This window comes from Xanthomonas sp. BRIP62415 (assembly GCF_003993515.1).
Lineage (GTDB): Bacteria > Pseudomonadota > Gammaproteobacteria > Xanthomonadales > Xanthomonadaceae > Xanthomonas > Xanthomonas euroxanthea.
Genome location: NZ_QEZH01000018.1, coordinates 210,208 through 232,650, shown reverse-complemented (window position 1 = coordinate 232,650; position 22,443 = coordinate 210,208). Strand labels below are relative to the sequence as shown.

24 protein-coding genes and 1 other RNA gene are annotated in these 22,443 nt (G+C 66.5%); 6 read left to right on the top strand and 19 right to left on the bottom strand.

Annotated elements, in window-relative coordinates; all coding sequences use genetic code 11:
• Positions 1 to 53: 53 nt before the first annotated feature.
• The 7 genes from atpG to EO141_RS06875 form a co-directional block, all read right to left on the bottom strand.
• Positions 54 to 917, bottom strand: coding sequence for a F0F1 ATP synthase subunit gamma (gene atpG, locus EO141_RS06905; protein WP_065032896.1), 864 nt, complete (start codon positions 915 to 917; stop codon positions 54 to 56).
• Between the two features lie 112 nt (positions 918 to 1,029).
• Positions 1,030 to 2,577 carry a F0F1 ATP synthase subunit alpha gene (gene atpA, locus EO141_RS06900; RefSeq protein WP_104535126.1) on the bottom strand — a complete coding sequence of 516 codons (1,548 nt, stop codon included), beginning with the start codon at positions 2,575 to 2,577 and terminating at the stop codon, positions 1,030 to 1,032.
• 47 nt (positions 2,578 to 2,624) lie between these two features.
• Complete coding sequence (locus EO141_RS06895) at positions 2,625 to 3,152, bottom strand: F0F1 ATP synthase subunit delta (protein ID WP_104583245.1); 528 nt, start codon at positions 3,150 to 3,152, stop codon at positions 2,625 to 2,627.
• Positions 3,153 to 3,155: 3 nt separating this feature from the next.
• Positions 3,156 to 3,626 (bottom strand): F0F1 ATP synthase subunit B, encoded by a 471-nt coding sequence (locus EO141_RS06890; protein WP_016901014.1) that lies wholly within the window; start codon positions 3,624 to 3,626, stop codon positions 3,156 to 3,158.
• Between the two features lie 113 nt (positions 3,627 to 3,739).
• Positions 3,740 to 4,042 (bottom strand): F0F1 ATP synthase subunit C, encoded by a 303-nt coding sequence (gene atpE / locus EO141_RS06885; protein ID WP_002814105.1) that lies wholly within the window; start codon positions 4,040 to 4,042, stop codon positions 3,740 to 3,742.
• Positions 4,043 to 4,114: 72 nt separating this feature from the next.
• Positions 4,115 to 4,915: a F0F1 ATP synthase subunit A gene (gene atpB / locus EO141_RS06880; RefSeq protein WP_039421795.1), complete on the bottom strand. Its 801-nt coding sequence runs from the start codon at positions 4,913 to 4,915 to the stop codon at positions 4,115 to 4,117.
• A 25-nt stretch (positions 4,916 to 4,940) separates the two neighbouring features.
• Positions 4,941 to 5,306 carry a hypothetical protein gene (locus EO141_RS06875; RefSeq protein WP_016901016.1) on the bottom strand — a complete coding sequence of 122 codons (366 nt, stop codon included), beginning with the start codon at positions 5,304 to 5,306 and terminating at the stop codon, positions 4,941 to 4,943.
• Between the two features lie 530 nt (positions 5,307 to 5,836).
• Here EO141_RS06875 and EO141_RS06870 point away from each other — a divergent pair.
• Complete coding sequence (locus tag EO141_RS06870) at positions 5,837 to 6,649, top strand: hypothetical protein (RefSeq protein WP_042594608.1); 813 nt, start codon at positions 5,837 to 5,839, stop codon at positions 6,647 to 6,649.
• A 138-nt stretch (positions 6,650 to 6,787) separates the two neighbouring features.
• Here the strand turns inward: EO141_RS06870 and EO141_RS06865 are convergent, their stop codons facing one another.
• The 6 genes from EO141_RS06865 to EO141_RS06840 form a co-directional block, all read right to left on the bottom strand.
• A complete protein-coding gene (locus tag EO141_RS06865) occupies positions 6,788 to 7,075 on the bottom strand; it encodes a hypothetical protein (RefSeq protein ID WP_127168804.1) in 288 nt (95 codons plus the stop codon).
• A 52-nt stretch (positions 7,076 to 7,127) separates the two neighbouring features.
• A complete protein-coding gene (gene lpdA, locus EO141_RS06860; protein WP_119131762.1) occupies positions 7,128 to 8,963 on the bottom strand; it encodes a dihydrolipoyl dehydrogenase in 1,836 nt (611 codons plus the stop codon).
• A 16-nt stretch (positions 8,964 to 8,979) separates the two neighbouring features.
• On the bottom strand, positions 8,980 to 9,627 hold the full coding sequence (locus EO141_RS06855; protein ID WP_127168803.1) for a hypothetical protein: 648 nt from the start codon (positions 9,625 to 9,627) through the stop codon (positions 8,980 to 8,982).
• Entirely contained in the window at positions 9,624 to 11,396 is a 1,773-nt protein-coding gene (locus EO141_RS06850; RefSeq protein ID WP_127168802.1) for a dihydrolipoyllysine-residue acetyltransferase, read from the bottom strand. The genes EO141_RS06855 and EO141_RS06850 overlap by 4 nt, the downstream gene beginning before the upstream one ends.
• Before the next feature lie 128 nt (positions 11,397 to 11,524).
• Positions 11,525 to 12,319, bottom strand: coding sequence for a DUF2884 family protein (locus EO141_RS06845; protein WP_127168801.1), 795 nt, complete (start codon positions 12,317 to 12,319; stop codon positions 11,525 to 11,527).
• A 233-nt stretch (positions 12,320 to 12,552) separates the two neighbouring features.
• Positions 12,553 to 13,071 (bottom strand): DNA-deoxyinosine glycosylase, encoded by a 519-nt coding sequence (locus EO141_RS06840; RefSeq protein WP_127168800.1) that lies wholly within the window; start codon positions 13,069 to 13,071, stop codon positions 12,553 to 12,555.
• A 184-nt stretch (positions 13,072 to 13,255) separates the two neighbouring features.
• On the opposite strand from EO141_RS06840, the gene EO141_RS06835 reads away from it, so the two are divergent.
• Positions 13,256 to 13,927 (top strand): OmpW family outer membrane protein, encoded by a 672-nt coding sequence (locus EO141_RS06835; protein ID WP_016901022.1) that lies wholly within the window; start codon positions 13,256 to 13,258, stop codon positions 13,925 to 13,927.
• A 261-nt stretch (positions 13,928 to 14,188) separates the two neighbouring features.
• Here the strand turns inward: EO141_RS06835 and EO141_RS06830 are convergent, their stop codons facing one another.
• The 6 genes from EO141_RS06830 to EO141_RS06805 form a co-directional block, all read right to left on the bottom strand.
• Positions 14,189 to 14,746 carry a DUF1453 family protein gene (locus tag EO141_RS06830; protein ID WP_104583237.1) on the bottom strand — a complete coding sequence of 186 codons (558 nt, stop codon included), beginning with the start codon at positions 14,744 to 14,746 and terminating at the stop codon, positions 14,189 to 14,191.
• Between the two features lie 25 nt (positions 14,747 to 14,771).
• Positions 14,772 to 14,848, bottom strand: a non-coding RNA gene (locus EO141_RS06825) — sX9 sRNA.
• Positions 14,849 to 14,910: 62 nt separating this feature from the next.
• Complete coding sequence (locus EO141_RS06820) at positions 14,911 to 15,714, bottom strand: MetQ/NlpA family ABC transporter substrate-binding protein (protein ID WP_127168799.1); 804 nt, start codon at positions 15,712 to 15,714, stop codon at positions 14,911 to 14,913.
• Positions 15,715 to 15,850: 136 nt separating this feature from the next.
• On the bottom strand, positions 15,851 to 16,546 hold the full coding sequence (locus EO141_RS06815; protein ID WP_104583236.1) for a methionine ABC transporter permease: 696 nt from the start codon (positions 16,544 to 16,546) through the stop codon (positions 15,851 to 15,853).
• Complete coding sequence (locus tag EO141_RS06810) at positions 16,543 to 17,550, bottom strand: methionine ABC transporter ATP-binding protein (RefSeq protein WP_104583235.1); 1,008 nt, start codon at positions 17,548 to 17,550, stop codon at positions 16,543 to 16,545. Before EO141_RS06810 ends, EO141_RS06815 begins: the two co-directional genes overlap by 4 nt.
• A 204-nt stretch (positions 17,551 to 17,754) precedes the next feature.
• Positions 17,755 to 18,651: a DMT family transporter gene (locus tag EO141_RS06805; protein WP_104583234.1), complete on the bottom strand. Its 897-nt coding sequence runs from the start codon at positions 18,649 to 18,651 to the stop codon at positions 17,755 to 17,757.
• Between the two features lie 106 nt (positions 18,652 to 18,757).
• On the opposite strand from EO141_RS06805, the gene EO141_RS06800 reads away from it, so the two are divergent.
• The 4 genes from EO141_RS06800 to EO141_RS06785 all read left to right on the top strand — a co-directional run bounded on the left by EO141_RS06800 (position 18,758) and on the right by EO141_RS06785 (position 22,381).
• Positions 18,758 to 19,243: a YajQ family cyclic di-GMP-binding protein gene (locus EO141_RS06800; protein ID WP_016903460.1), complete on the top strand. Its 486-nt coding sequence runs from the start codon at positions 18,758 to 18,760 to the stop codon at positions 19,241 to 19,243.
• Positions 19,244 to 19,376: 133 nt separating this feature from the next.
• The gene (locus EO141_RS06795; protein WP_119128285.1) at positions 19,377 to 19,841 is read left to right on the top strand and encodes a hypothetical protein; all 465 of its coding nucleotides are present in this window, start codon (positions 19,377 to 19,379) and stop codon (positions 19,839 to 19,841) included.
• On the top strand, positions 19,834 to 21,573 hold the full coding sequence (locus tag EO141_RS06790) for an ATP-binding protein (protein WP_127168798.1): 1,740 nt from the start codon (positions 19,834 to 19,836) through the stop codon (positions 21,571 to 21,573). The genes EO141_RS06795 and EO141_RS06790 overlap by 8 nt, the downstream gene beginning before the upstream one ends.
• Positions 21,560 to 22,381, top strand: a complete 822-nt coding sequence (locus EO141_RS06785) for an alpha/beta fold hydrolase (RefSeq protein WP_127168797.1) — start codon at positions 21,560 to 21,562, stop codon at positions 22,379 to 22,381. The genes EO141_RS06790 and EO141_RS06785 overlap by 14 nt, the downstream gene beginning before the upstream one ends.
• Positions 22,382 to 22,443 lie beyond the last annotated feature (62 nt).

Genomic DNA, 22,443 nt, shown 5'->3' with positions numbered 1-22,443 from the left:
GGGCGCAGTCCGCTGCGCTCCTACCAATCCCGAATCCCCAATCCCGGCTGCTCTTACACAGCGGCCGCGCCGCTGACGATTTCCGAAATTTCCTGGGTGATCGCCGCCTGGCGCGCCTTGTTGTAGACCAGTTGCAAGGTGCCGATCATCTTGTTGGCGTTGTCGCTGGCGGCCTTCATCGCCACCATGCGCGCGGCATGTTCGGAGGCCACGTTTTCCAGCACGGCCTGGTACACCAGCGACTCGATGTAACGCGTCATCACGTGCTCCAGCACGGTCGCGGCATCGGGTTCGTACAGGTAATCCCAATCGTGGTGGGCCACCTTGTGCTCGGCGGCCGGCAGCGGCAGCAGCTGATCGAAGCTGGCCTTCTGCGTCATCGTGTTCACGAAGCGGTTGTAGACCAGATACACGCGGTCCACCTTGCCCTCGACGAAGGCATCCAGCATCACCTTGATCACGCCGATCAACTGCTCGATCTGCGGGCTGTCACCCAGATGGGTGACGCTGCCGACCATGTTGACCTTGATGCGACGGAAGAACGCCGAGGCCTTCTGCCCGATGGTCACCACGTCGATCTCGGCACCTTTGTCCTGCCACGGGCGCACTTCGCCCAGCATCTTGCGGAACAGGTTGTTGTTCAGACCGCCGGCCAGGCCGCGGTCCGAAGAGATCACGATGTAGCCGACCCGCTTGACCTGCTCACGCTCGACCAGGAACGGATGCTGGTAGTCGGTGCTGGCCTGCGCCAGATGCCCGATCACCTGCTTCATCGCCTGCGCGTACGGACGCGAGGTCTTCATGCGGTCCTGCGCCTTGCGGATCTTGGAGGCCGAGACCATTTCGAGCGCGCGCGTCACCTTGCGGGTGTTCTGCACGCTCTTGATCTTGGTTTTGATTTCGCGTCCGCCTGCCATACTCGCTCGCTTCGCTCGCTTAGTGGGAATGGGGAATCGTGAATCGGGAATTGGCACAGCCAACCCGCTTTGACGATTCCCTATTCTCGATTCCCGATTCCCGCAGCTGGATTTACCAGCTGCCCGTGGTCTTGAACTCTTCGATGCCCTTCTTGAAGGCAGCTTCGATGTCGTTGTCCCAGCCGCCGGTGGCGTTGATCTTGGAGATCAGCTCGCCCTGGGTGTTGGCGAAGTGCGCGTGCAGGCCTTCTTCGAACGCCAGCAGCTTGTTGACCGGCACTTCATCGAGGTAACCCTCGTTGACGGCGTAGATCGACAGCGCCTGGTTGGCGATGGACATCGGCGCGTACTGCTTCTGCTTCATCAGCTCGGTGACGCGCTGACCGCGCTCGAGCTGCTTGCGGGTGGCTTCGTCCAGGTCCGAGGCGAACTGCGCGAACGCCGCCAGCTCACGGTACTGCGCCAGCGAGATACGGATGCCGCCGGACAGCTTCTTGATGATCTTGGTCTGGGCCGCACCACCGACGCGCGACACCGAGATACCGGCGTTCACGGCCGGGCGGATACCGGCGTTGAACAGGTCGGTTTCCAGGAAGATCTGGCCGTCGGTGATCGAGATCACGTTGGTCGGCACGAACGCGGACACGTCACCGGCCTGCGTTTCAATGATCGGCAGCGCGGTCAGCGAACCGGTCTTGCCGGTCACCGCACCGTTGGTGAACTTCTCCACGTATTCCTCGGAAACGCGCGCAGCGCGCTCGAGCAGGCGGGAGTGCAGGTAGAACACGTCGCCCGGATAGGCTTCGCGACCCGGCGGGCGCTTGAGCAGCAGCGAGATCTGGCGGTAGGCCACGGCCTGCTTGGACAGGTCGTCGTACACGATCAGCGCGTCTTCACCGCGGTCCATGAAGTACTCGCCCATGGTGCAGCCGGCATACGGGCTGATGTACTGCATCGCGGCCGATTCGGACGCGGTCGCAGCCACCACCACGGTGTGCGCCAGCGCGCCGTTCTCTTCGAGCTTGCGCACGATGTTGGCAACGGTCGAGGCCTTCTGGCCGATCGCCACGTACACGCACTTGATGCCGGTGCCCTTCTGGTTGATCACCGCATCGATCGCCAGCGCGGTCTTGCCGGTCTGACGGTCGCCGATGACCAGCTCGCGCTGGCCGCGGCCGATCGGAATCATCGCATCGACCGACTTGTAGCCGGTCTGCACCGGCTGGTCGACCGACTTGCGCCAGATCACGCCCGGCGCCACGCGCTCCACCGGTGCGGTCTGGGTGGCGCCCAGCGGGCCCTTGCCATCGATCGGCTCGCCCAGCGCGTTGACCACGCGACCGAGCAGCTCCGGACCGACCGGCACTTCCAGGATGCGGCCGGTGGTCTTGGCCACGTCGCCTTCGCGCAGGTTTTCGTAATCGCCCAGCACCACGGCGCCGACCGAATCGCGCTCCAGGTTCAGCGCGAGCGCGAAGGTGTTGTTCGGCAGTTCGATCATTTCGCCCTGCATCACGTCGGCCAGGCCGAAGATGCGCACGATGCCGTCGGACACGCTGGTCACGGAGCCTTCGTTGCGCGACTCTGCGGACAGCTTGACCGCCTCGATGCGGGTCTTGATCAGGTCGCTGATTTCGGAGGGGTTGAGCGTGGTTGCCATCGTTCAGTCCTAGGTGCCGGCCGCGAGGGCCATGCGTTTATGTGAATTCAGTGGGCGAGCGAGCTTTGCAGACGCGCAAGCTTGCCCTTCAGCGAGCCGTCGATGACCACGTCGCCGGTGTCGATCACCGCGCCGCCGATCAACGAAGCATCCACCGCGGTGGTGATGTCCACCTCGCGGCCGAAACGCTTCTTCAGCGCAGCAGCGATCGTGTCCAGTTCCGCCTGGCTCATTGCAGCCGCCGAGGTCACCGTCGCCTTGACGACGTGTTCGGCGTCGGCCCGCAGCTGTTCGTACAGTCCTGCCACTTCCGGCAGCAGCGACAGCCGCTGCGCGTCGGCCAGCAGGCCGAGGAAACGCAGATAGTCTTCGCTCGCCTGCGGCGGTGCCAGCAACGTCACTGCCTGATCCTGGCGCAGCGCCGGGTTGAGCAGCAGCGCGGCCACGCGCGGGTCGCCGGCCACCTGCGCCGAAAACGCCAGCGCATCGGACCAGGGCGCGAAGTTGCCGCCCTCACGCGCGATCGCAAACGCGGCGCGGCCGTACGGACGGGCAAGTGTGAGGGCCTGACTCATCGATTAAATCTCCGCCGCCAGCTCGTCGAGCAGCGCCTTGTGGGCGTTGGCATCGATTTCGCGCTTGAGCAGCTTCTCGGCACCGCTGACGGCCAGCACGGACACCTGCTTGCGCAGTTCCTCGCGGGCACGCGTGGCGGACGCGTCGATCTCGGTCTGTGCCAGATCCTTCTGGCGGTTGGCTTCGGCAATTGCCTCGTGCTTGGCCGCTTCGATGATCTGGTTGGCGCGCGCATGGGCCTGATCGATGATCTCGTTGGCCTTGGTGCGTGCGTCCTTCAGTGCTTCGTTGACCTTTTCCTGCGCCTGCGCCAGATCCTTCTGACTGCGATCGGCCGCAGCCAGACCTTCAGCGATCTTTTGCTGACGCTCTTCGATCGCCTGCAGCAGCGGCGGCCAGATCTTGGTCGCGACGATCCAGATCAGACCGGCGAAGGCCAGCGCCTGGGCAAAGATGGTAAGGGTGATATCCATGGGTCGCTCAATCGCTGTTTAGGGGTGAAAGCGCCACCGCGGGGCGACGCTTTCCGACCTTCATCCGCGGGGGCAACCGCACGCGGTTGCCTCCACATCCTGCTACCGCTGGATCAGCCGGCAGCCTGCGACAGACGTTCGATGAACACCTGGGCCAGCGGGTTGGCGAAGGCGAACAGCAGGCCGACAGCGACGCTGATGATGAACGCGGCGTCGATCAGGCCGGCGGTGATGAACATGCGGACCTGCAGCACCGGGATCAGTTCCGGCTGGCGCGCGGCAGATTCCAGGAACTTGCCAGCCATGATGGCCAGACCGAGGCCGGCACCCAGCGCGGCCAGGCCGATCATGATGCCGACGGCGAGGACGGTGGAGCTCTGGACTTGAGCGAGGTTGGTCAGGACGGCGAGGTACATGGTGATCTCCGAACGAAAGTTTCTAAGGGTGATGGATGAATCGGGATGAAGCAGATGAAGGGTGCAGCAAACTCAGTGGCTGTCTTCGGCAAGGCTCAGATACACGATCGACAGCATCATGAAAATGAAGGCCTGCAGCGGAATCACCAACAGGTGGAACAGCATCCAGCCGAGGCCGAATACGCCGCCAGCGACCATGCCGGCGATGCCCGCACCGCCCAGCACCCAGATCAGCAGGAAGACGATCTCGCCGCCGAACATGTTGCCGAACAGTCGCATCGCCAGCGAAATCGGCTTGCTCAGCCACTCGACGATGTTCAAGAGCAGGTTGAACGGCATCATCCACTTGCCGAACGGCGCCGTGAGGAATTCCTTGGTCATGCCACCCACGCCCTTGGAGCGCAGCGAGAACACGATCATCAGGAAGAACACGCTGATCGACATGCCCAGGGTGGCATTGACGTCGGCGGTCGGCACCGGCTTCCAGGCGTGGATACCGGCCCAGCCCAGCGGGATGGCGATGAAATCGGCCGGGATCATCTTGATGAGGTTCATCAACAGGATCCAGAAGAAGATGGTGATCGCGATCGGCGTCACCAGCTTGCTGCTGCCGTGATAGGTGTCTTTGGCCTGGCGGTCGACGAACTCCAGGCAGATCTCGACGAACGCCTGCCACTTGCCCGGCACGCCGGCGGTGGCATTACGGGTCGCCGTCCAGAACGCCAGGACCATGACCAGGCCCATCAACACCGCCATGACCAGGGTGTCGACGTGGATGGTCCAAAACGTGCCGCCACCCTCGCGAACCGGATAGATCAGGTTCTGCAAGTGATGCTGGATATAGGAGGTAGGTGTTGCTGCCTCGCCCGCCATGTGTCCGGAGCCCTTTAAGTTCGAATCAACGCCTGGCCAGAGCCAGAACCTGAAAAATCAGCCCGATGGCGATACCCGCCAGCAAGGCCAGAGGAGGCAGCCGCCACAGGCCGAAGCCGAGCGCCAGCGCCACGAAAACCAACACCCACTTCAACACCATCGCCAGAATCAGCCGGACCATGGCAATGCCGGCTGCCTGAATACCGCCACCTAGCGCGGTACGTGCTGCCACCCAACCGCCCAGCACCGTCGCAAACCCGGTCAATGCCAGACCGGCAGAGTAACGGGGACCGACCAACAGCAACCCCAGACTGGTTATAGCTACGGCGGCAAGCGGATATACCGCAGCGCGCAGCATCAACCGCCGACCCGCGTCAACGGAGTTCAGCACTACGGTTACCTTACGTGTGAATGAGTGGGAAGCGCAGATGCGCCTCGTCGAGCCGCGAAAGTATAGCAATGGGACAAATTGCGAGACAACCGGCAGAGGTCATCCGTTGCTGCGGCGCACCAGACAGGGGGCGCCGCAGCGGGTGGGAACTTTGCCACAAACTGGCGGTCATAACTGCCGAGGCCTGCACATCCTCGTCGAAAGGTTCCGCCGCAGGTCGCGTATGGGAGCCCCGGGCCACCGGGGCTCCTGCTTTTTTACGCATTTTGTCGCACCCTGCAACCTTCCCATCGGCGGTCCAATCAGCGCAGTCGCTGCGCGACCCCGGTGGTATCGCGTCACCGTTGGCGCCCTAATTGCGCAGCGCACGACCAACATCGGAGCGCCTGCGGCAGCGGACCGTTTTGTCCGATTGCTATCTTGCCCTTCACGCGTATGCGACAGCTCCTTCACTTATGGAAGACGCCGTCTTATCGAAGATGCGCGGCACAGGCCCAACCGCCTGATCATTCCAAGAATCGGAGCTCCCCATGAAACACCTCCTCGCACTGGCCATCCCGTGCGTATTGGCTGCCGCCTATGCCGCGCCGGCGCACGCCGAAGATACCGATGACCGCTTCCAGATCCGTCTGGGCGCGATGAACATCGACAACGACAACACCTTGCGTGGCAACACCGTGGTGGCCGGCAACGAAATCGCGCTGGACCAGGATTTCGATTTCGGTGGCAAGGAGTGGGAGCCGCGCATTGATGGTGTGTTCCGCATGAGCACCCGTCAGCGCTTGATCTTCGACTACTTCAAGTACGACAAGGATCGCCGCGAGACCCTGGGTGAAGACGTCAGCGCCGGTGGCTTCACCGTGCCGAGCGGCAGCTTCATCAAGGGCGAGCTCAAGTATCAGGTGGCGAGCCTGGTGTACGACTACTCCGTGGTCGACACCCCGGAATTCAGCCTGGGCCTGCAGATCGGTGCCGAATACGCCAAGGTCGAGGCGAATGCCTATGCCGACCTGGGCGACGTGTTCACCGGCGACGTGCTGGACGAAAGCGAAGACGGCGTGGCGCCGGTGGTCGGTATCCGCTTCACCGCACGTCCGAGCGAGCATTGGCTGTTCAACGTGCAGGGCCAGTACCTCAACACCAGCTGGGGCGACTTCGGCGACTATTCGGGCGACCTGAGCCGCGCCAACGCGATGGCCGAATACCGCTTCACCAAGAACTTCGGCATCTTCGCCGGCTACGACTGGTTCAAGCTCGACGTCGACCAGCGCGGCAGCGACGGCCTGATCGGCCTGAAGCAGGAGTTCAAGGGCCCGGTGGCCGGCGTGACGTTCGCGTTCTGATTCTTTCGGGCCCCGGAACCCGGGGCCCGCAAAGGCAGCTTCATGCAGAACCCCGCAGCGATGCGGGGTTTTGTCGTTTAACGGATGCGTGGCAAGTAACCGACGCGGCTGCAACCCAGGGCAGCAGCGGACACACGCTCAGGGCGGCCTGGTCGCACCCGCCACCAACAGATGCTGGTGCGTGGTGCAGTAGCACTCGTCGTGCCAACCGTAGTGCGGATCGGTGCAGATCGCATGCTGCACCGTTGCCGGCAGCGACGCCACGTCGCTGTGCAAGTCGCGCTTCAGCGAGACGAACACCGAGCCCGGATGTGGCCAGTCGGTCCGCCGCGGCGGCTCGGCGATCCGGTTGCCGCTGGCCAGTTCGCGCTGCAGCAGCGCCTGCAGCTCAGGACACAGATCGCCCTGCCCCATCACGACCTCCATGCGTCGACTCACCACCGCGGCGACCGCACCACACGCGGCGGCAAGGCCGTGCTTACTTCTTCTTCGGGATGTACAGGTCGGTGATGGTGCCGTCGTAGACCTCGGCGGCCATGCCGACCGACTCGCTCAGGGTCGGATGCGCATGGATGGTGTGGCCGATGTCTTCGGCTTCGGCGCCCATCTCGATCGCCAACCCGATCTCGGCCAGCAGGTCGCCGGCGTGCACGCCGACGATGGCACCACCGATGATGCGATGGGTGTCTTCGTCGAAGATCAGCTTGGTGAAGCCCTCGGTGCGGCCGATGCCGATCGCACGGCCGCTGGCCGCCCATGGGAACTTGGCCACGCCGACCTTCAGGCCCTTGGCCTTGGCCTCGGTCTCGGTGACGCCGACCCAGGCGATTTCCGGGTTGGTGTAGGCCACCGACGGGATCACCCGCGCCACCCACTCCTTCTTCTCGCCGGCAGCCACTTCGGCGGCCAGCTTGCCTTCGTGGGTGGCCTTGTGCGCCAGCATCGGGTTACCGACGATGTCGCCGATGGCGAAGATATGCGGCACGTTGGTGCGCATCTGCCGATCGACCGGAATGAAGCCGCGATCGGTGACGGTAACGCCGGCCTTTTCCGCGCCGATCTTCTTGCCATTGGGCGAGCGGCCCACGGCCACCAGCACGCGGTCGAACGCAGTGGCCTGCAGGCCGGGTTTCTCGCCCTCCACGGCCGCTTCGAACGACACCGTGATGCCGGCGCCGTCGGCGGTGACGTCGGTGGCCTTGGTCTTGAGATGGACCTCAACGCCCTGCTTTTTGAGACGATCGGCCAGCGGCTTGACCAGGTCCTTGTCGGCGCCCGGCATCAGCTGGTCCATGAACTCGACCACGGTGACCTTGCTGCCGAGCGCGCTGTACACCGTGGCCATTTCCAGGCCGATGATGCCGCCGCCGACCACCAGCAGGGTCTTGGGGATGTCATGCAGTTCCAGCGCGTCGGTGGAATCCATCACGCGCTTGTCGTCCCACGGGAAGTTGGGCAGCTTCACCGCCTGCGAACCGGCGGCGATGATGCAGTGCTCGAAGCGCAGCAGCTGGGTCTTGCCGTCGTCGCCGACGATCTCCAGCTCGTTGGGCGACACGAACGACGCCACGCCGGTGACGGTACGCACCTTGCGCTGCTTGGCCATGCTGGCCAGGCCGCCGGTGAGCTTGCCGACCACCTTTTCCTTGTACTCGCGCAGCTTGTCCAGGGTGATCTGGGGCTGGCCGAAGTCCACGCCAAAGTCGCCGGCATGCGCCACTTCGTCGATCACCGCGGCGGCATGCAGCAGCGCCTTGGACGGGATGCAGCCGACGTTGAGGCAGACCCCGCCCAGGCTGGCGTAGCGCTCGATCAGCACCGTGTCCAGGCCCAGGTCGGCGGCGCGGAACGCGGCGGTGTAGCCGCCGGGGCCGGCGCCGAGCACCACCATCTTGCATTCGATATCGGCCGGCTTGCCGCTGGCCAGTGCCGGCTTGGACGGCGCCGGTTCGGCCGGGGCGCGATGCGACGGCGTCACCGGCGGCTTGCTGCCGGGCGCGGCAGCTGCGGGGGCCGCAGCAGGCGCAGCGGCCTTGGTCTCGGCCTTCGGCGCGGCCGGTGCGGCAGCGGCCTCGCCTTCGGTTTCCAGCAGCAAGACTACTGCACCTTCGGACAGGGTGTCGCCAATCTTGACCTTGAGCTCCTTGACCACGCCGGCGGCCGAGGACGGCACTTCCAGCGTGGCCTTGTCCGACTCCAGCGTCACCAGGCCCTGGTCCTTGACCACGCTGTCGCCGACGGCGACCAGCACTTCGATGACGGGGACATCGCTGTAATCGCCGATGTCGGGAACCTTGATTTCAATGACCGCCATTTGCTTCTCCTGTGGCTCAACCGGCCGTGCCGGCAAGCGTCTGCTGGAGTTCATCCAGCGACGATTCGATTTGGGTCCAGCGCTTGTCGCGCTTGTTTTGCTTGCTTTCGCTGGCTTCGATCAGCAACGCGGCCTGCTGCAGCAGCAGCTCGCCAGCGCCGCAGCTCGGGCGGGTGCCGCTGTAACGCACGCCATCGACCTGGAACGACAGCACCTCGCCCTCGCTTACCGGCGCGGTGCGGCCGACTGGTGCCAGTTGCGTCAGTGCGCCGCTCCAGCGGCTGACCAGGCGTTCTGCCAATGCCGCCGGGATCGGGATCTCCACCGTTTCCGGGGTCTGCTCGGTGCGGAACTGCACGCTGCCGCGGTCGCTCTGGCTGACCCAGCTGTAGACGCGCTCATCGGCGCGGCTATGCCGCAGGGTCCAGTCGGCACCATCCTTGCCCGGCACCAGCGACACCCCGCTTTCCACGCCGCGGGTAGGCAGCGTCAGCAACGCCAGGCTCGGCCTGGTACCGGCGTCGAGCAGCGTGGTCACCGCGGTGCCGTAGTTGCCCACCGCCGGCGGCCAGCCGCGCCCGAGCGTGCTCTCGCACTGGCGTGCCGCCGCCGATGTCCACGGCAGCACGCCCAGCAGGGCAAGCGTCAGCAGCGCTGCTCTCACAGCAGGACGCGGCGCATGTCGGCCAGCACCTGGCTGAGGTAGGTGGTGAAGCGTGCGGCCAGCGCGCCGTCGATGACGCGGTGGTCGTAGCTCAACGACAACGGCAGCATCAGCTTGGGCGCGAACTCCTTGCCGTTCCACACCGGCTGCATCGCCGACTTGGACACGCCCAGGATCGCCACTTCCGGCGCATTGATGATCGGCGTGAACGCGGTACCACCGATGCCGCCGAGCGAGCTGATCGAGAAGCAGCCGCCGCTCATGTCGGCCGGGCCGAGCTTGCCGTCGCGCGCCTTCTTGGCCAGCTCGCCGCTTTCCTGCGCGATCTGCAGCACGCCCTTCTTGTCGACGTCGCGGATCACCGGCACGACCAGGCCGTTCGGCGTATCGGCGGCGAAGCCGATGTTGATGTACTTCTTCAACGTCAGGTTTTCGCCGGCCGCATCCAGCGAGGCATTGAACTCGGGGAACTTCTTCAACGCCGCGGCACTGGCCTTGACCAGGAAGGCGAGCATGGTCAGCTTGATGCCGGCCTTCTCGTTTTCCTTGTTCAGCGCCACGCGCAGGGCTTCCAGGTCGGTGATGTCGGCCGATTCGAACTGGGTGACGTGCGGAATCATCGCCCAGTTACGCGCCAGGTTGGCACCGGAAATCTTCTTGATGCGCGACAGCGGCTGGGTCTCGGTCTCGCCGAACTTGCTGAAGTCCACCTTCGGCCAGGCCAGCAGGTTCAGCCCCGTGCCGCCACCGGCCGGCGCAGCACCGGCGGCGGCAGGCGCGCCGCCGCTGAGAGCGGCCTTGACGAAGCGCTGCACGTCCTCACGGGTGATGCGGCCGCCCTTTTCGCTGCCCTTGAGCTGGTTCAGGTCCACGCCGAGCTCGCGTGCGAACACGCGCACCACCGGGCTGGCGTAGGCCACCTTGGACGGCAGCACGCTGTCGGCGTCGAAGGTCACCGGCGGGCTGGACGGGCTGCCGGCGGACGGCTGGCCGCCCTGCGCAGGCTGCGCGGCCTCGCTGGGGCGGGCGCCCTGCACCTGTGCGATCTCGCGCTGGGCCAGCTTGTCCGGCACCGCGGACACCGCGACCGGCTCGACCTTGCCGGCGGTTTCGGCGGTGTCGGTGCTGGGCTTGGCCGGGGACTGCGCCGCACCGGCGCCGCCATCGCTGGCAGCGATGATCGCCACCACGTTGCCCTGCGAGAGCGTGTCGCCGACCTTGACCTTGAGTTCCTTGACCACGCCGGCGGCCGAGGACGGCACTTCCATCGTGGCCTTGTCCGATTCCAGCGTGACCAGGCTCTGGTCCTTGGCGACGGTATCGCCGACGGCGACCAGCACCTCGATCACCGGGATGTCGGTGTAGTCGCCGATATCGGGCACGCGGGCCTCGACCAGGCCGCCTTCCGAAGACGCGGCGGGCGCGGCCGGCTCGGCCTTGGCGGCAGGCGCCGGCGCGGCAGCGGCCTTGGCCGGGGCGGCGGGAGCGGCGGCCGGTGCAGGTGCCGCGGCGGTTTCGGCGCCGGCGTCGGCCACTTCGATCAGCGCGACCAGCGCACCCTGCGACAGCGAATCGCCGACCTTGACCTTGATCTCCTTGACCACGCCGGCCACCGACGAAGGCACTTCCATCGTGGCCTTGTCCGATTCCAGCGTGACCAGGCTCTGGTCCTTGCTGACCGTATCGCCGACCGACACCAGCACCTCGATTACCGGGACATCGCTGTAGTCACCGATATCGGGGACAAGTGCTTCCTTGATTTCGGCCATACGGGGAACTCCGGCAACAGAATGGGGAAACCCCTATTGTGGCCGGCTGCGGCCCGCAGCGCCAACCATTGCCGTGGAAAAAGTCGCGCATCGGGCGGGACGCAGCGTTCGCAGGCGCAGGCGCCGGATCATTTCGACGCGTGGCGATCGACCCGCAACAGTTGCAATGGCTCGCCCGAGGGCAAACGATACGCCAGCGCATTGTCCAGGCCGTCGAGCGCTTCGACCCGTGCGCACAGCTGTTGCGCGCGTGGTCGCAGTGCACGCGCCTGCGGCTCGATCAGGCGCTCGATGCGCGTTTCCACCCCCTCCAGCGACCGCAGCTGCAGATCGTTTCCGGTCAGTGCCGACTGCACCGCGCCGGCGACGACATCGCCGATCAGCTGCGGCAGCAGCTCGGCCACCATCGCGCCGATGTCGTCATCGATATCGATCGAGGTCAGCTGGCTTTTCCCGAAGCTCTGCTTCAGGCGCATGTCGATCTTTTCGCGCACGGCCGCCAGTTGCACGCGCGTGGCCTCGGGGCTGTGGCTGAAGCCGGCCGCCACCTCGCCCAGCGCGGTGACGGCGATATCGGCCGCTTCGCGCCCGACCTCCTGGGCCAGCGGCACTACCTCGCGGGTCTGCCGCTCGAACTGGATCAACCGGGCGCGATCGTCCGCGCTCAATGCGACCCAGCGGTCGTCGACGAACAACGCGCCCTGACGCAGCACCAGCCGCTGCGGCGCGCCCGACGTGTCCGACGTGTCCGACGTGCCCGAGGTACCCGGGGTGCGGATCAGGATCACGCTGCGCGGGTTGAGCGTGAGGTCGTAGTCGCTGCTGACGTTGCAGTGCAGATCGTCGGCGCTGGCGGCCTGTCCGGCGACCAGCAGGCCCAGCAGCAGGCCCGCTGCCCTCGGTCGTGCGTGCTTGATCGCCATCTGGTCGTTTCCGTTATGGGTTGGGGGCAGCATGCCTGCGCAGGAGGCGCACTTGCCCGTGCCGGAGGCTGGCATGACTTCCGGCCGGTGGCTGCGCCGTCGCCAGCACGGCCGGCACTGCGGTGCTCACACGTGCTGGCTGGACCGGCCGCATGCGGGCAGCTGGCGCCAACGGCGCCCTTGGCCCCACGGATGCCTCGATCGTGGAATGGCTGGGTGGCGATCCAACCTCGTTAATCCAGCGCGTCGCGCAGCGGCTGCCAGGCGTCGCACAGCCGTGGCAGCGACCATGCCGCATTGGCCGGGCTGGTGGATGGCAACGCCCACATCGGCACGGCATGCAACGCAACCGGCAGCAGCGGCCACACATGCCGGCGCCATGCCTGCGCGGCGGCCGCGCCATTGCAGGCCACTGCGCGCAGCTGCGGCAGCGTGGCCAGCCGCGCCGCCAGCGGGTTGGCCACGATGCTGCTGGCAACGATGGCCGTGTCCAGGCTGCCGCGCCGCGCGCATTGGCCGATCACATCCCACAGGCCGATCCCGCAGCCGGCCAGCGCCTGCAGCCGGGCCGGATACGCCAACCCGGCATCGATGCCCAGCAATGCCTGCATCAGCGGCCAGAAACGGTTGCGCGGATGGGCGTAGTACATCGATGCCTGCAACGAGGCGTTGCCGGGCATCGAGCCGAGCACCAGGACACGGCAATCGTTAGGAATGTGCGCTGGAAGGCCCTGCAGGATGTCGGTTTTCATCACAACGGTCGCATCTGCGTGAATGCCTTTTTCAGCTTGCCCATTGCAGCCACGGCCTTCTCCGGAAACTTGCTGAACAAACGAAATTTTAGCGAGCCACGGGTGGGCGTGGATTCAGATTTTCAGGAATAGCTTTGGCGCGGCCCACTCCACGGGCCCAACAAGAATACTGAGGAGACCCCCAATGCGTGCCATTTCCATCCTGAGCCTGGCTGCCGTATCCGCACTTGCGTTTGCCCCGTCTGCATTTGCACAAGACACCACCTACACCGGCGACACCTCCTCGGCTTCCACCAGCGCCGACAGCGCCTCCGGAAAGCATTGGGCAGTGGTCGGCGGTGTTGCGCTGATCAAGCCGAAGAACGATCCGGCCCCGGGCCTGGACGTCGATGGCGGCCCGGCGCCGACGCTGAGCGCCAGCTACTACATCAACGACAACTGGGCCGTTGAACTGTGGGGCGCCGCCGACAAGTTCAACCACCGTGTCAACGCCGATGGCGTGGGCAAGATCGGTACCGTCGAGCAGCAGCCGATCGCCATCAGCGGCCAGTACCACTTCGGCCAGGCCGATAACGTGTTCCGTCCGTTCGTGGGCGTGGGCTACTACGAGTCGAACTTCAGCAACGAGAAGATCGACGCGGCGTCGGCCACCGGCCAGCACGTGGGCCTGGATACCGCCAAGGGTGTCATCGGCACCGTCGGCGTGGACATGAACATCAACTCCACCTGGTTCGCACGTGCCGACGCCCGCTACATGCGTTCGCGTCCGGAACTGCGCGTGGGCGGCCAGGGCACCGGCAGCGAGCTGGAACTGGATCCGTGGACCGTCGGCTTCGGCGTCGGCGCGCGCTTCTAAGCACGCGCAGGCAAGCGACGTTTCAGTCGAACAAAAACGGGCCGCAAGGCCCGTTTTTTTATGCGCGTGGAAAGCGCGGTGCTGCATCGATTGCGAAGCGCTGAATCTCGCACGCGATCTGCGTGGGAACGCTGCGTGCGACGGGTAGCCCGCCCGCGTTCGTGCCCTTCCATACCAGTGCGATTGCGATTGCCGGTGCGGGTAATACCGGTGGTGCCAGTGCCAGTGAAGCACCGCCATTCGCTACGTACGCGCGCCAGCTCACCGCCAGTAGACGCTGCCGCGCAGGCGCGCACTGCGCCAGCGCCACCACAGCAAGGTGGCATAGGCCAGCGCGTAGCCGAGCAAGACGCCGGCCGCGCCCAACAGGCTGGCGTGGCTGAGCCACCCTTCCGTGGGCCAGGCCGCTCCCTGCCAGGTGCTGCGCCACCCCTGCACCATGCCCGCGATCACGCGCACCACCACCAGCGCGGTCAGGGCCAGCACCAGCCACAGGTTGGGCCGGTAGAACAGGCCCTGCTGGGTGCGCTCGAAGCGGGTCAGGCGCAACGCCAGCAAGCCCAGCGCCAGCCCGCAGGCCCAGCCGAAGGCGGCGTGGCTGATCGCGCCCGGCCAGAACGCGGCGGCGATCAGTACGAAGATCACGAACAACACGGTGGACAGGCCGGCCGAGACCAGATTGATCATCAACAGCCAGCCACGCGCCTGCCGCCGCGCGGTACCGACACGAAAGCGCTGCACCAGCGACAACGGCAACAGCACCGCGAGTACCGCCAGGGCGATGATCACGGCCAGCGGAATGGCGAGGAGAAGTGGCATCGGATGCTCGGTGGCGGCAAGGAGTGACCAGCACGACGTAGCGCGCGGTCGTCAGGTGGACGTGGACAGCGCGCTCGGAACCGACGTGTCCGCATGGTGCATGCCGACGCCGAGCAGCGACCGTGCCCGCCTGGCGGTCAGCGCAGTCGGTTTGTTAGCCGCTCTCAGAACGCCGGCAACACCGCGCCTTTGTACTTCTGCTCGATGAACGCCTTCACTTCCGGGCTGGTCAAGGCCTTGGCCAGCTTCTGCACGCGCGGATCGTCCTTGTTGTCCGGGCGCGAGACCAGGAAGTTCACGTACGGCGAATCCTTGCTCTCGATCGCCAGCGCGTCACGGGTCGGGTTGAGGCCGGCGTCGAGCGCGTAGTTGGTATTGATCAGCGCCAGGTCGACCTGGTCGAGCACGCGCGGCAGCATCGCCGAGTCGAGTTCGCGGAACTTCAGCTGCTTGGGGTTCTCGACGATGTCGCGCTGGCTGGACAGGGCGTTGCTCGGATCCTTGAGTTTGATCACGCCCGCCTTGTCCAGCAGGATCAGCGCGCGGCTGTTGTTGCTCGGGTCGTTGGGAATCACCACGTCGGCACCGCTGGGCAGTTCGGCCAATGCCTTGAACCGGCGCGAATACGCGCCGAACGGTTCGATATGCACGCCGACCACGGTCACCAGCTGGCTCTTGCGGTCGCGGTTGTAGGCATCCAGATACGGCTCGGTCTGGAAATAATTGACGTCGATCTGCTTCTGCACGACCTGGTCGTTGGGCTGCACGTAGTCGTTGAACACGCGCACGTCCAGCTTGACGCCCTGCTTGGCCAGCAGCGGTTCGACCACCTCCAGGATCTCGGCGTGTGGCACCGCGGTGGCGGCCACCGTCAGCGTGTCGCCGCCGCTACTGCCGCCGCTACCGCCACAGGAAGCCAGGGCCAGCGTGGCCGCAGCCAGGAGGGAACGAAACGCGAATGTGCTCATGTAGGGGTCCGTGGGAGGAGGAATGCGGCACTGCCGCAAGAGGTAAACCTAGCAGACCGCGGGTGCAGCGGCGATTCGCAAGCGCATGCCGCATGCGCGGCCCTCCGCGCCACGCGGCACCCGGTCGCGGCAGACCTCAGCGCCGGCTGTAGCGCGCCACCAGCCAGTCGCCCAGCATCTGCAGCAGCTGCACCAGCACCAGCAGGGCGATCACGGTGATCAGCGCGACATCCGAATGCGAGCGCAGATAACCCTCGCGGTACGCGACATCGCCCAGCCCGCCGGAGCCGATCGCACCGCCCATCGCGGTGAAACCGATCAGCGCGATGGTGGTCACGGTGGCGCCGGCGATCAGGCCCGGGCGGGCTTCGGGCAGCAGCACGCGCAGCACCAGCTGGCGGGTGGTGGCGCCCATCGCCTGGCTGGCCTCGATGATCCCGCGGTCCACTTCGCGCAAGGCGGTTTCCACCAGCCGCGCATAGAACGGCGCGGCACCGACCACCAGCGGCAGGATCGCGCCGCGCACACCCAGCGAGGTGCCCATCAGCGTCAGCGTGAGCGGAATCATCGCGATCATCAGGATGATGAAGGGCACCGAGCGCAGCAGGTTGATCACTGCCGCGAGCACGCCGTACAGCACCGGGCGGCGGCGCAGCTGCGGGGCGCCGCACAGGAACAGCGCCACCCCCAGCGGCAGGCCGATCAACAGCGTCAGCGGCAGCGCGCCGGCGAGCATCAGCAGGGTGTCCAGGGTGGCCTGGCCGATGTCGCCCCACTTGCCGGCGTCGAGATTGCGGAAAAACCCGCTGGTTGTCGCGATCGACAGGGTCATGCGCGCAAATCCTCCACATGCACGCCGGCGGCGACGAAGCCGGCGCGTGCCGCGTTATGGTCGCCACCGGTCAGGGCGACGATAAGCTGCCCATACGGGGTGTCCTTGATGCGGTCCACGCGCCCGGACAGGATGTTGTAGTCCACCCCGGTCTCGCGGGCGATGCGGCCGAGCACCGGTTCATAGGTGCCGTTGCCCAGGAAGGTCAGCCGCACGATGCTCCCGCCCACCGCAGCGAAGTCGCGATGCAGCTCGGCCTCGTCCACGTGTTCGGCCTCGGACACGAAGCGCCGGGTGGTGGGGTGCTGCGGATGCAGGAACACCTCGGTCACCGGGCCGGTTTCCACCAGCTTGCCGGCATCGAGCACCGCGACGCGGTCGCAGACCCGGCGGATCACGTCCATCTCGTGGGTGATCAGCACGATGGTCAGGCCCAGCTCGCGGTTGATCTGGGCCAGCAGCTGCAGCACCGAGGCGGTGGTCTGCGGGTCCAGCGCGCTGGTGGCCTCGTCGCACAGCAGGATCTGCGGCCGGGTGGCCAGCGCGCGCGCAATGCCCACGCGCTGCTTCTGCCCGCCGGACAACTGCGCCGGATACTTGCCGGCGTGCTGCTCCAGCCCGACCCGCGCCAGCAGCTCGGCCACGCGCGCATCGACCTCGGCGCGCGGGGTACCGGCCAGTTCCAGCGGAAACGCCACATTGCCGGCCACCGTGCGCGAGGACAGCAGGTTGAAGTGCTGGAAGATCATCCCGACACGCCGGCGCAGCGCGCGCAGGCCCTGGCTGTCCAGCGCGGTGACGTCCTCCTCGCCGATCAGCAACCGCCCGCCGCTGGGTTCTTCCAGCCGGTTGATCAGCCGGATCAGCGTCGATTTGCCGGCACCGGAGTGGCCGATGATGCCGAACACCTCGCCGGGGCCGATCCGCAGGTCGAGGGGATGCAGCGCCACGACCTGGCGACCGTCAACGGAATAAGACTTGTGCAGGCGCTGAAACTGGATCACCGCGCGTGGCCGATTGGGGGGCCGTGAAGCCTACCAGTCAATGTTTGCGGACGATATTCCATTAGGTTCTAACCGTGGGGATTCGGGAGTCGGGATTGGGGATTCGTTAGAGCAACGGCAAGGCGCCCTGACTTTTGCGAATCCCGAATCCCCAATCCCCAATCCCCAATCCCCAATCCCGACTCCCGACTCCCGACTCCCGAATCACGGCCTATCCAACGCCGCCGGGCGATCCGCCTGCCGTATCCGCTCCCGCCGCAGCAAATACAGCCCGCTTGCGACGATGATGCCGGCGCCGGTCCAGGTCCAGCCATCGGGCAGGGTCTGCCACAGCAGCCAGTCCAAGCCGATCACCCAGACCAGGCCGGTGTATTCCAGCGGCGCGATCATCGAGGCCTCGCCGCGCAGGAAGGCCTGGGTCAGCGCAATCTGCCCCAGTGCGCCAGCCAGGCCCATGCCGGCGATCAGCCAGGCGTGCTCGCCCCGCAACGGCACCCAGTCGGGAATGGCCAGCAGGCCGGCGCCGACCGCCATGAACAGCAGGAACGACACCACCATCGCCTGCGGGGTGTCGGTGCGGGTCAGCAGACTCACGCTGATGGCGGCGATGGCATAGGCGGTGGCCGCCAGCAGCACCATCAGCCCGGGCAGCGAGATCAGCCCGTCCACGCCCGGGCGCAACACCACGATCACCCCGACCAGGCCAATCCCGATCGCCGTCCAGCGCCGTGGCCCGACCCGCTCGCCCAGCAACGGCACCGACAGCGCCGCCACCAGCAACGGGGCGACGAAATACAGCGTGTAGGCGGTGGACAGCGGCATGCGCTTCAGGCCGTAGACGAAGCAGCCGATCATCACCATGCCCAGTACCCCGCGCAGCAGGTGCAGGCCCCAGCGCACCGGCACGATCGAGCGCGGGCCGGCGGTGGCAAATACCCACACCAGCACGAACGGCAGCGAGGCGGCGCCACGCAGCAAGGTGACCTGCAGCGGCGGGTAATGCGCCGACAGCAGCTTCATTCCCGCGTCCATCAGCGAGAAGCAGGCCACGGCGGCCACCATCCAGGTGATGGCGGGAAGCGGAGAGCGGGTGGTGGGCATGGGCCATTATCGCTGCGCTTGCGCGCAGACTGCCAACCGCGTGTGGACCGGGGCGACGACGCGATGCCCTAGAATGGCGGCTGTTTATAGAGAGCAGGAGCTTTGCATGCCTTCCTTCGACGTGGTGTCCGAAGTCGACAAGCACGAACTGACCAATGCGGTGGACCAGGCCAATCGCGAGCTGGATACACGCTTCGATTTCAAGGGCGTGGAAGCCAGGTTCGAGCTGGAGGACGGCAAGGCGATCAACCAGTCCGCGCCCAGCGACTTCCAGGTCAAGCAGATGACCGACATCCTGCGCGCGCGCCTGCTGGCACGCGGCATCGACGTGCGCTGCCTGGAGTTCGGCGACATGGAGACCAACCTGGCCGGTGCGCGCCAGAAGGTCACCGTCAAGCAGGGCATCGAGCAGAAACAGGCCAAGCAGCTGGTCGCCAAGCTCAAGGAGGCCAAGCTCAAGGTCGAGGCGCAGATCAATGGCGACAAGCTGCGCGTGAGCGGCAAGAAGCGCGACGACCTGCAGGATGCGATGGCGCTGCTGAAGAAGGCCGATTTCGAGCTGCCGTTGCAGTTCGACAACTTCCGCGACTGAGCACGCGTTGTGGCTGACACGGCGCCTTGTTGTGCCGCGCTGTGCAGGCGGGCCGCGCAGCGCGGTGTGTCGGCCGCCCGTTACCCAGGCATCGGCCACGCGCGCGCCGGCGCGTTACGGAGCTGATGCAAGCATGCGTGGCCTGCTCTCCAGCCTGTTGCAACGCGCGCACCTGGCCACGGTGCCGCAGGCGCCGCCCGCTGCCGGGACGGCGTGCGCCATGACGCACGCACAGCCACGCATCGAAGCCGGCTCGACGCTGCACACGCTGGCCGGGCTGGACCCGCTCGCGGCTGCAGCGTTTGCCGATGCCTATGCGACGGAAGTGCAGCGCGCCATCGCCAGCTGCACGCTCGGCCAGGCCGGCACCACCCAGGCGCAGGCGCTGGAGCAGATCCATTCGCTCAAGAACACGCTCTCGCTGACCGGCTCTGCCGAACTGATGAACGCCTGCGACCAGTTGCGCGGCGATGTCGACGGCGGCGAACTCGGGTGCGCGCTTGCGCAGCGCTACACCGCCATTGCGACCGCGGCCGGCCTGTTGGTCAAGAATTACCGACGCACCCTCCCCAACGACGACACCGGCCCCGATGCGTAGTGGATCCAACCGTGCAGCGCCCGGCCTGATTCTGGCCGCCCGGCAGCTGCGCAACGACCGGCTCGTACGGCTGTTCGAATCGTTCCTGGAATACCGCGCCTGCGTCGGCCGGGTGATCGTGCAGACCATCGTGGCCCTGTGGTGCTTCGGCTGGCTGTACGGGCCGCAGCCGGTGCTGGTCAGGGATGCGCAGGCGGTGTTCCCCACCGCGGCGATGCTGTGGGGGCTGGCGGTGGTCTGGATGGTGCTGGTGCGACGCAGGCTCATCCCGCCGGGCGAGTGGCTGGATGCGATCGGGTTTGCGATGAACCTGCTGTTCATCGGCATCCAGACCTATCTGGCCTTCATCCTGCTGATGTCGCTGAATGCCTTCCTGCCCTTCATCACCATCGCCGCGGTGGCGCGCTACGGGCAGAAGGCGACGCTGCCGGTGCTGCTCAGCACCTTCGTGCTGATGCTGTTGACCGCGCCGGCCGGCTACTGGCTCTCGCGCCCTGCCTACTTCGTGTATGCGGTGGCGCTGAGCGTGGTACTGCCGCTGCTGGTGGCGCGCATCGTCAGCGCGATGCAGGAGATCGCCCTGCAGGCGCTGGCCTCGCGCGATGCGCAGAGCCGCTTCATCAGCACCATGAATCACGAACTGCGCACACCGTTGAACGCTGTCATCAACTGCGCGCAGCTGATCGATGGCGACACCTTGTCGGCACAACAACGCGAACTGATGCAGGCGATGACGGTCAATGCGATCGCGCTGCGCCACCGCGTGAACGAAGTGATCGACGTGGCCAGCATCGACGGTGGCCGGCTGCAGCTGCACAGCAAGCCGCTGAGCCTGCTCGATGTGCTGGCCACGGTCAAAGCGGTGTGTGCGAGTGCCGCGTCCACCAAGGGCGTGGCGCTGGAACTGCGCAGCGCTGCGGCACAGACGCCTGACCTCATCGGCGACGAGGGGCGTATCGAACAGGTCATCACCAACCTGGTCATCAATGCGATCAAGTTCACCCCGGCCGGTGGGTCGGTCGATGTGCTGCTCGCCGCCACGCAGGTGCAGCAGCGCTGGGCGATTTCGGTGACCGTGACCGACACCGGCATCGGCATTGCCGACGACCAGAAGGCCTACATCTTCACCCCCTTCACCCAGCTCAGCACCGGCTTCAACCGCACCGAGGGCGGGGTCGGCCTGGGTTTGTACATTGCGCTGTCGGTGTCGGACGCGATGGGCGGCAGCCTGAGCGTGCGCGACAATCCCGGCGGCGGCAGCGTGTTTCGCTGGACCTTCGAACTGGCTGCCGCCGCGGCGCACCGCAGCCGACCGCCGGCGCTGCGCGAGGCCCTGCAGCAGCATGCCGCAACGGTGCCGCCGCTGCATTGCCTGGTGTTCGAGGACTTGGACACCAATCGGCTGGTGATCGGCAACCTGCTCACCCGCGCCGGGCATCGGGTGAGCTTTCACAGCGATGGCAGCAACGCGGTGCAGCGCATCCGCGAAGCGGCGCCGGACCTGGTGTTCCTCGACCTGCACATGCCCGGCACCTCGGGCTGGGACGCGCTGCGCGAGGCGCGCGAGGCGATCGCCGCCCTGCCGCCGATCATCGTGCTGACCGCCGACACCCGCACCGATTCGATGCGCGAGGCCACCGCTGCCGGCGTTGCCGGCTATCTGTCCAAGCCGATCAACGCGCACGAGTTGCTGGCCATCCTGGGCGCGCAGGCCCCCCATGCAACCGGCTGACCTGAAACCGGGCAACGCGGCACGCCAGCACTGGCATGCCGGCGCGCAGACGCGCACACCGCTGGCGCTGCTGTACCTGCACGGGTTCACCGCCAGCCCCGGAGAAGCCGGCGACCTGCCCGAGCAGATCGCCGATGCGTTGGCCGCCAACCTGTACGTGCACCGGTGGCCAGGGCATGGCCGCAGCGCGGCCGACGCGATGCAGGGGCTGACGCCGGCGGTGTTGCAGGCCTCGGCACTGGATGCGCTGGCGCAAGCGCAGCGCATGGGCGCGCGCGTGGCGATCGTTGGCTCCTCCATGGGCGCCACGCTGGGCTTGTGGCTGGCGGCGCAACGGCCCGATGCGGTGGCTGCGGTGATTGCCTGGTCACCGGGCATCCGGCCGGCCGACCCGGCGCTGCTGGATCAGGTCTGCGCCGCGCAAACGCCATTGACCGACCCACGCCCGCGCACCGCCGCGTCCCTGGCGTTCTGGTCGAGCACCATCCACCCGGACGGCTTCCGCGCGCTGCGCAGCCTGTTCGACGCGGTTGCCGCCGATCCACCCTGGCCACGCGTGCGCTGCCCGGTGTTTCTGGGCTATTACCGCGCTGCCAACGGCGAGGAGGATCCAACCGCCTCGGTGCCGGCGATGCTGGCCATGTTCGCCGCGCTCGGCAGCGCGCCGGCACACACCTGCGCGATGGCCTTCGACACCGGCGCGCATGCGATCGGCTCGCCGCACAAGACCCCGCACGCCGATACGGTTGCGCAGGCCTCCATTGCATTCTTGCGCGCGCATGTCGGCCTCAATGGCGCACGTCGCTGATGCCGGGTCCGCGTGAGCGCTGCAACTGCCGCGGGTTTTCCCCGCACTCCGCTCGCCGTGTC

Coding starts and splice junctions, on each gene's coding strand:
- atpG (WP_065032896.1), bottom strand. CDS start 917: ATGGCAGGCGGACGCGAAATCAAAACCAAGATCAAGAGCGTGCAGAAC.
- atpA (WP_104535126.1), bottom strand. CDS start 2,577: ATGGCAACCACGCTCAACCCCTCCGAAATCAGCGACCTGATCAAGACC.
- EO141_RS06895 (WP_104583245.1), bottom strand. CDS start 3,152: ATGAGTCAGGCCCTCACACTTGCCCGTCCGTACGGCCGCGCCGCGTTT.
- EO141_RS06890 (WP_016901014.1), bottom strand. CDS start 3,626: ATGGATATCACCCTTACCATCTTTGCCCAGGCGCTGGCCTTCGCCGGT.
- atpE (WP_002814105.1), bottom strand. CDS start 4,042: ATGTACCTCGCCGTCCTGACCAACCTCGCTCAAGTCCAGAGCTCCACC.
- atpB (WP_039421795.1), bottom strand. CDS start 4,915: ATGGCGGGCGAGGCAGCAACACCTACCTCCTATATCCAGCATCACTTG.
- EO141_RS06870 (WP_042594608.1), top strand. CDS start 5,837: ATGAAACACCTCCTCGCACTGGCCATCCCGTGCGTATTGGCTGCCGCC.
- EO141_RS06865 (WP_127168804.1), bottom strand. CDS start 7,075: ATGGAGGTCGTGATGGGGCAGGGCGATCTGTGTCCTGAGCTGCAGGCG.
- lpdA (WP_119131762.1), bottom strand. CDS start 8,963: ATGGCGGTCATTGAAATCAAGGTTCCCGACATCGGCGATTACAGCGAT.
- EO141_RS06850 (WP_127168802.1), bottom strand. CDS start 11,396: ATGGCCGAAATCAAGGAAGCACTTGTCCCCGATATCGGTGACTACAGC.
- EO141_RS06845 (WP_127168801.1), bottom strand. CDS start 12,319: ATGGCGATCAAGCACGCACGACCGAGGGCAGCGGGCCTGCTGCTGGGC.
- EO141_RS06840 (WP_127168800.1), bottom strand. CDS start 13,071: ATGAAAACCGACATCCTGCAGGGCCTTCCAGCGCACATTCCTAACGAT.
- EO141_RS06835 (WP_016901022.1), top strand. CDS start 13,256: ATGCGTGCCATTTCCATCCTGAGCCTGGCTGCCGTATCCGCACTTGCG.
- EO141_RS06830 (WP_104583237.1), bottom strand. CDS start 14,746: ATGCCACTTCTCCTCGCCATTCCGCTGGCCGTGATCATCGCCCTGGCG.
- EO141_RS06820 (WP_127168799.1), bottom strand. CDS start 15,714: ATGAGCACATTCGCGTTTCGTTCCCTCCTGGCTGCGGCCACGCTGGCC.
- EO141_RS06815 (WP_104583236.1), bottom strand. CDS start 16,546: ATGACCCTGTCGATCGCGACAACCAGCGGGTTTTTCCGCAATCTCGAC.
- EO141_RS06805 (WP_104583234.1), bottom strand. CDS start 18,651: ATGCCCACCACCCGCTCTCCGCTTCCCGCCATCACCTGGATGGTGGCC.
- EO141_RS06800 (WP_016903460.1), top strand. CDS start 18,758: ATGCCTTCCTTCGACGTGGTGTCCGAAGTCGACAAGCACGAACTGACC.
- EO141_RS06795 (WP_119128285.1), top strand. CDS start 19,377: ATGCGTGGCCTGCTCTCCAGCCTGTTGCAACGCGCGCACCTGGCCACG.
- EO141_RS06790 (WP_127168798.1), top strand. CDS start 19,834: ATGCGTAGTGGATCCAACCGTGCAGCGCCCGGCCTGATTCTGGCCGCC.
- EO141_RS06785 (WP_127168797.1), top strand. CDS start 21,560: ATGCAACCGGCTGACCTGAAACCGGGCAACGCGGCACGCCAGCACTGG.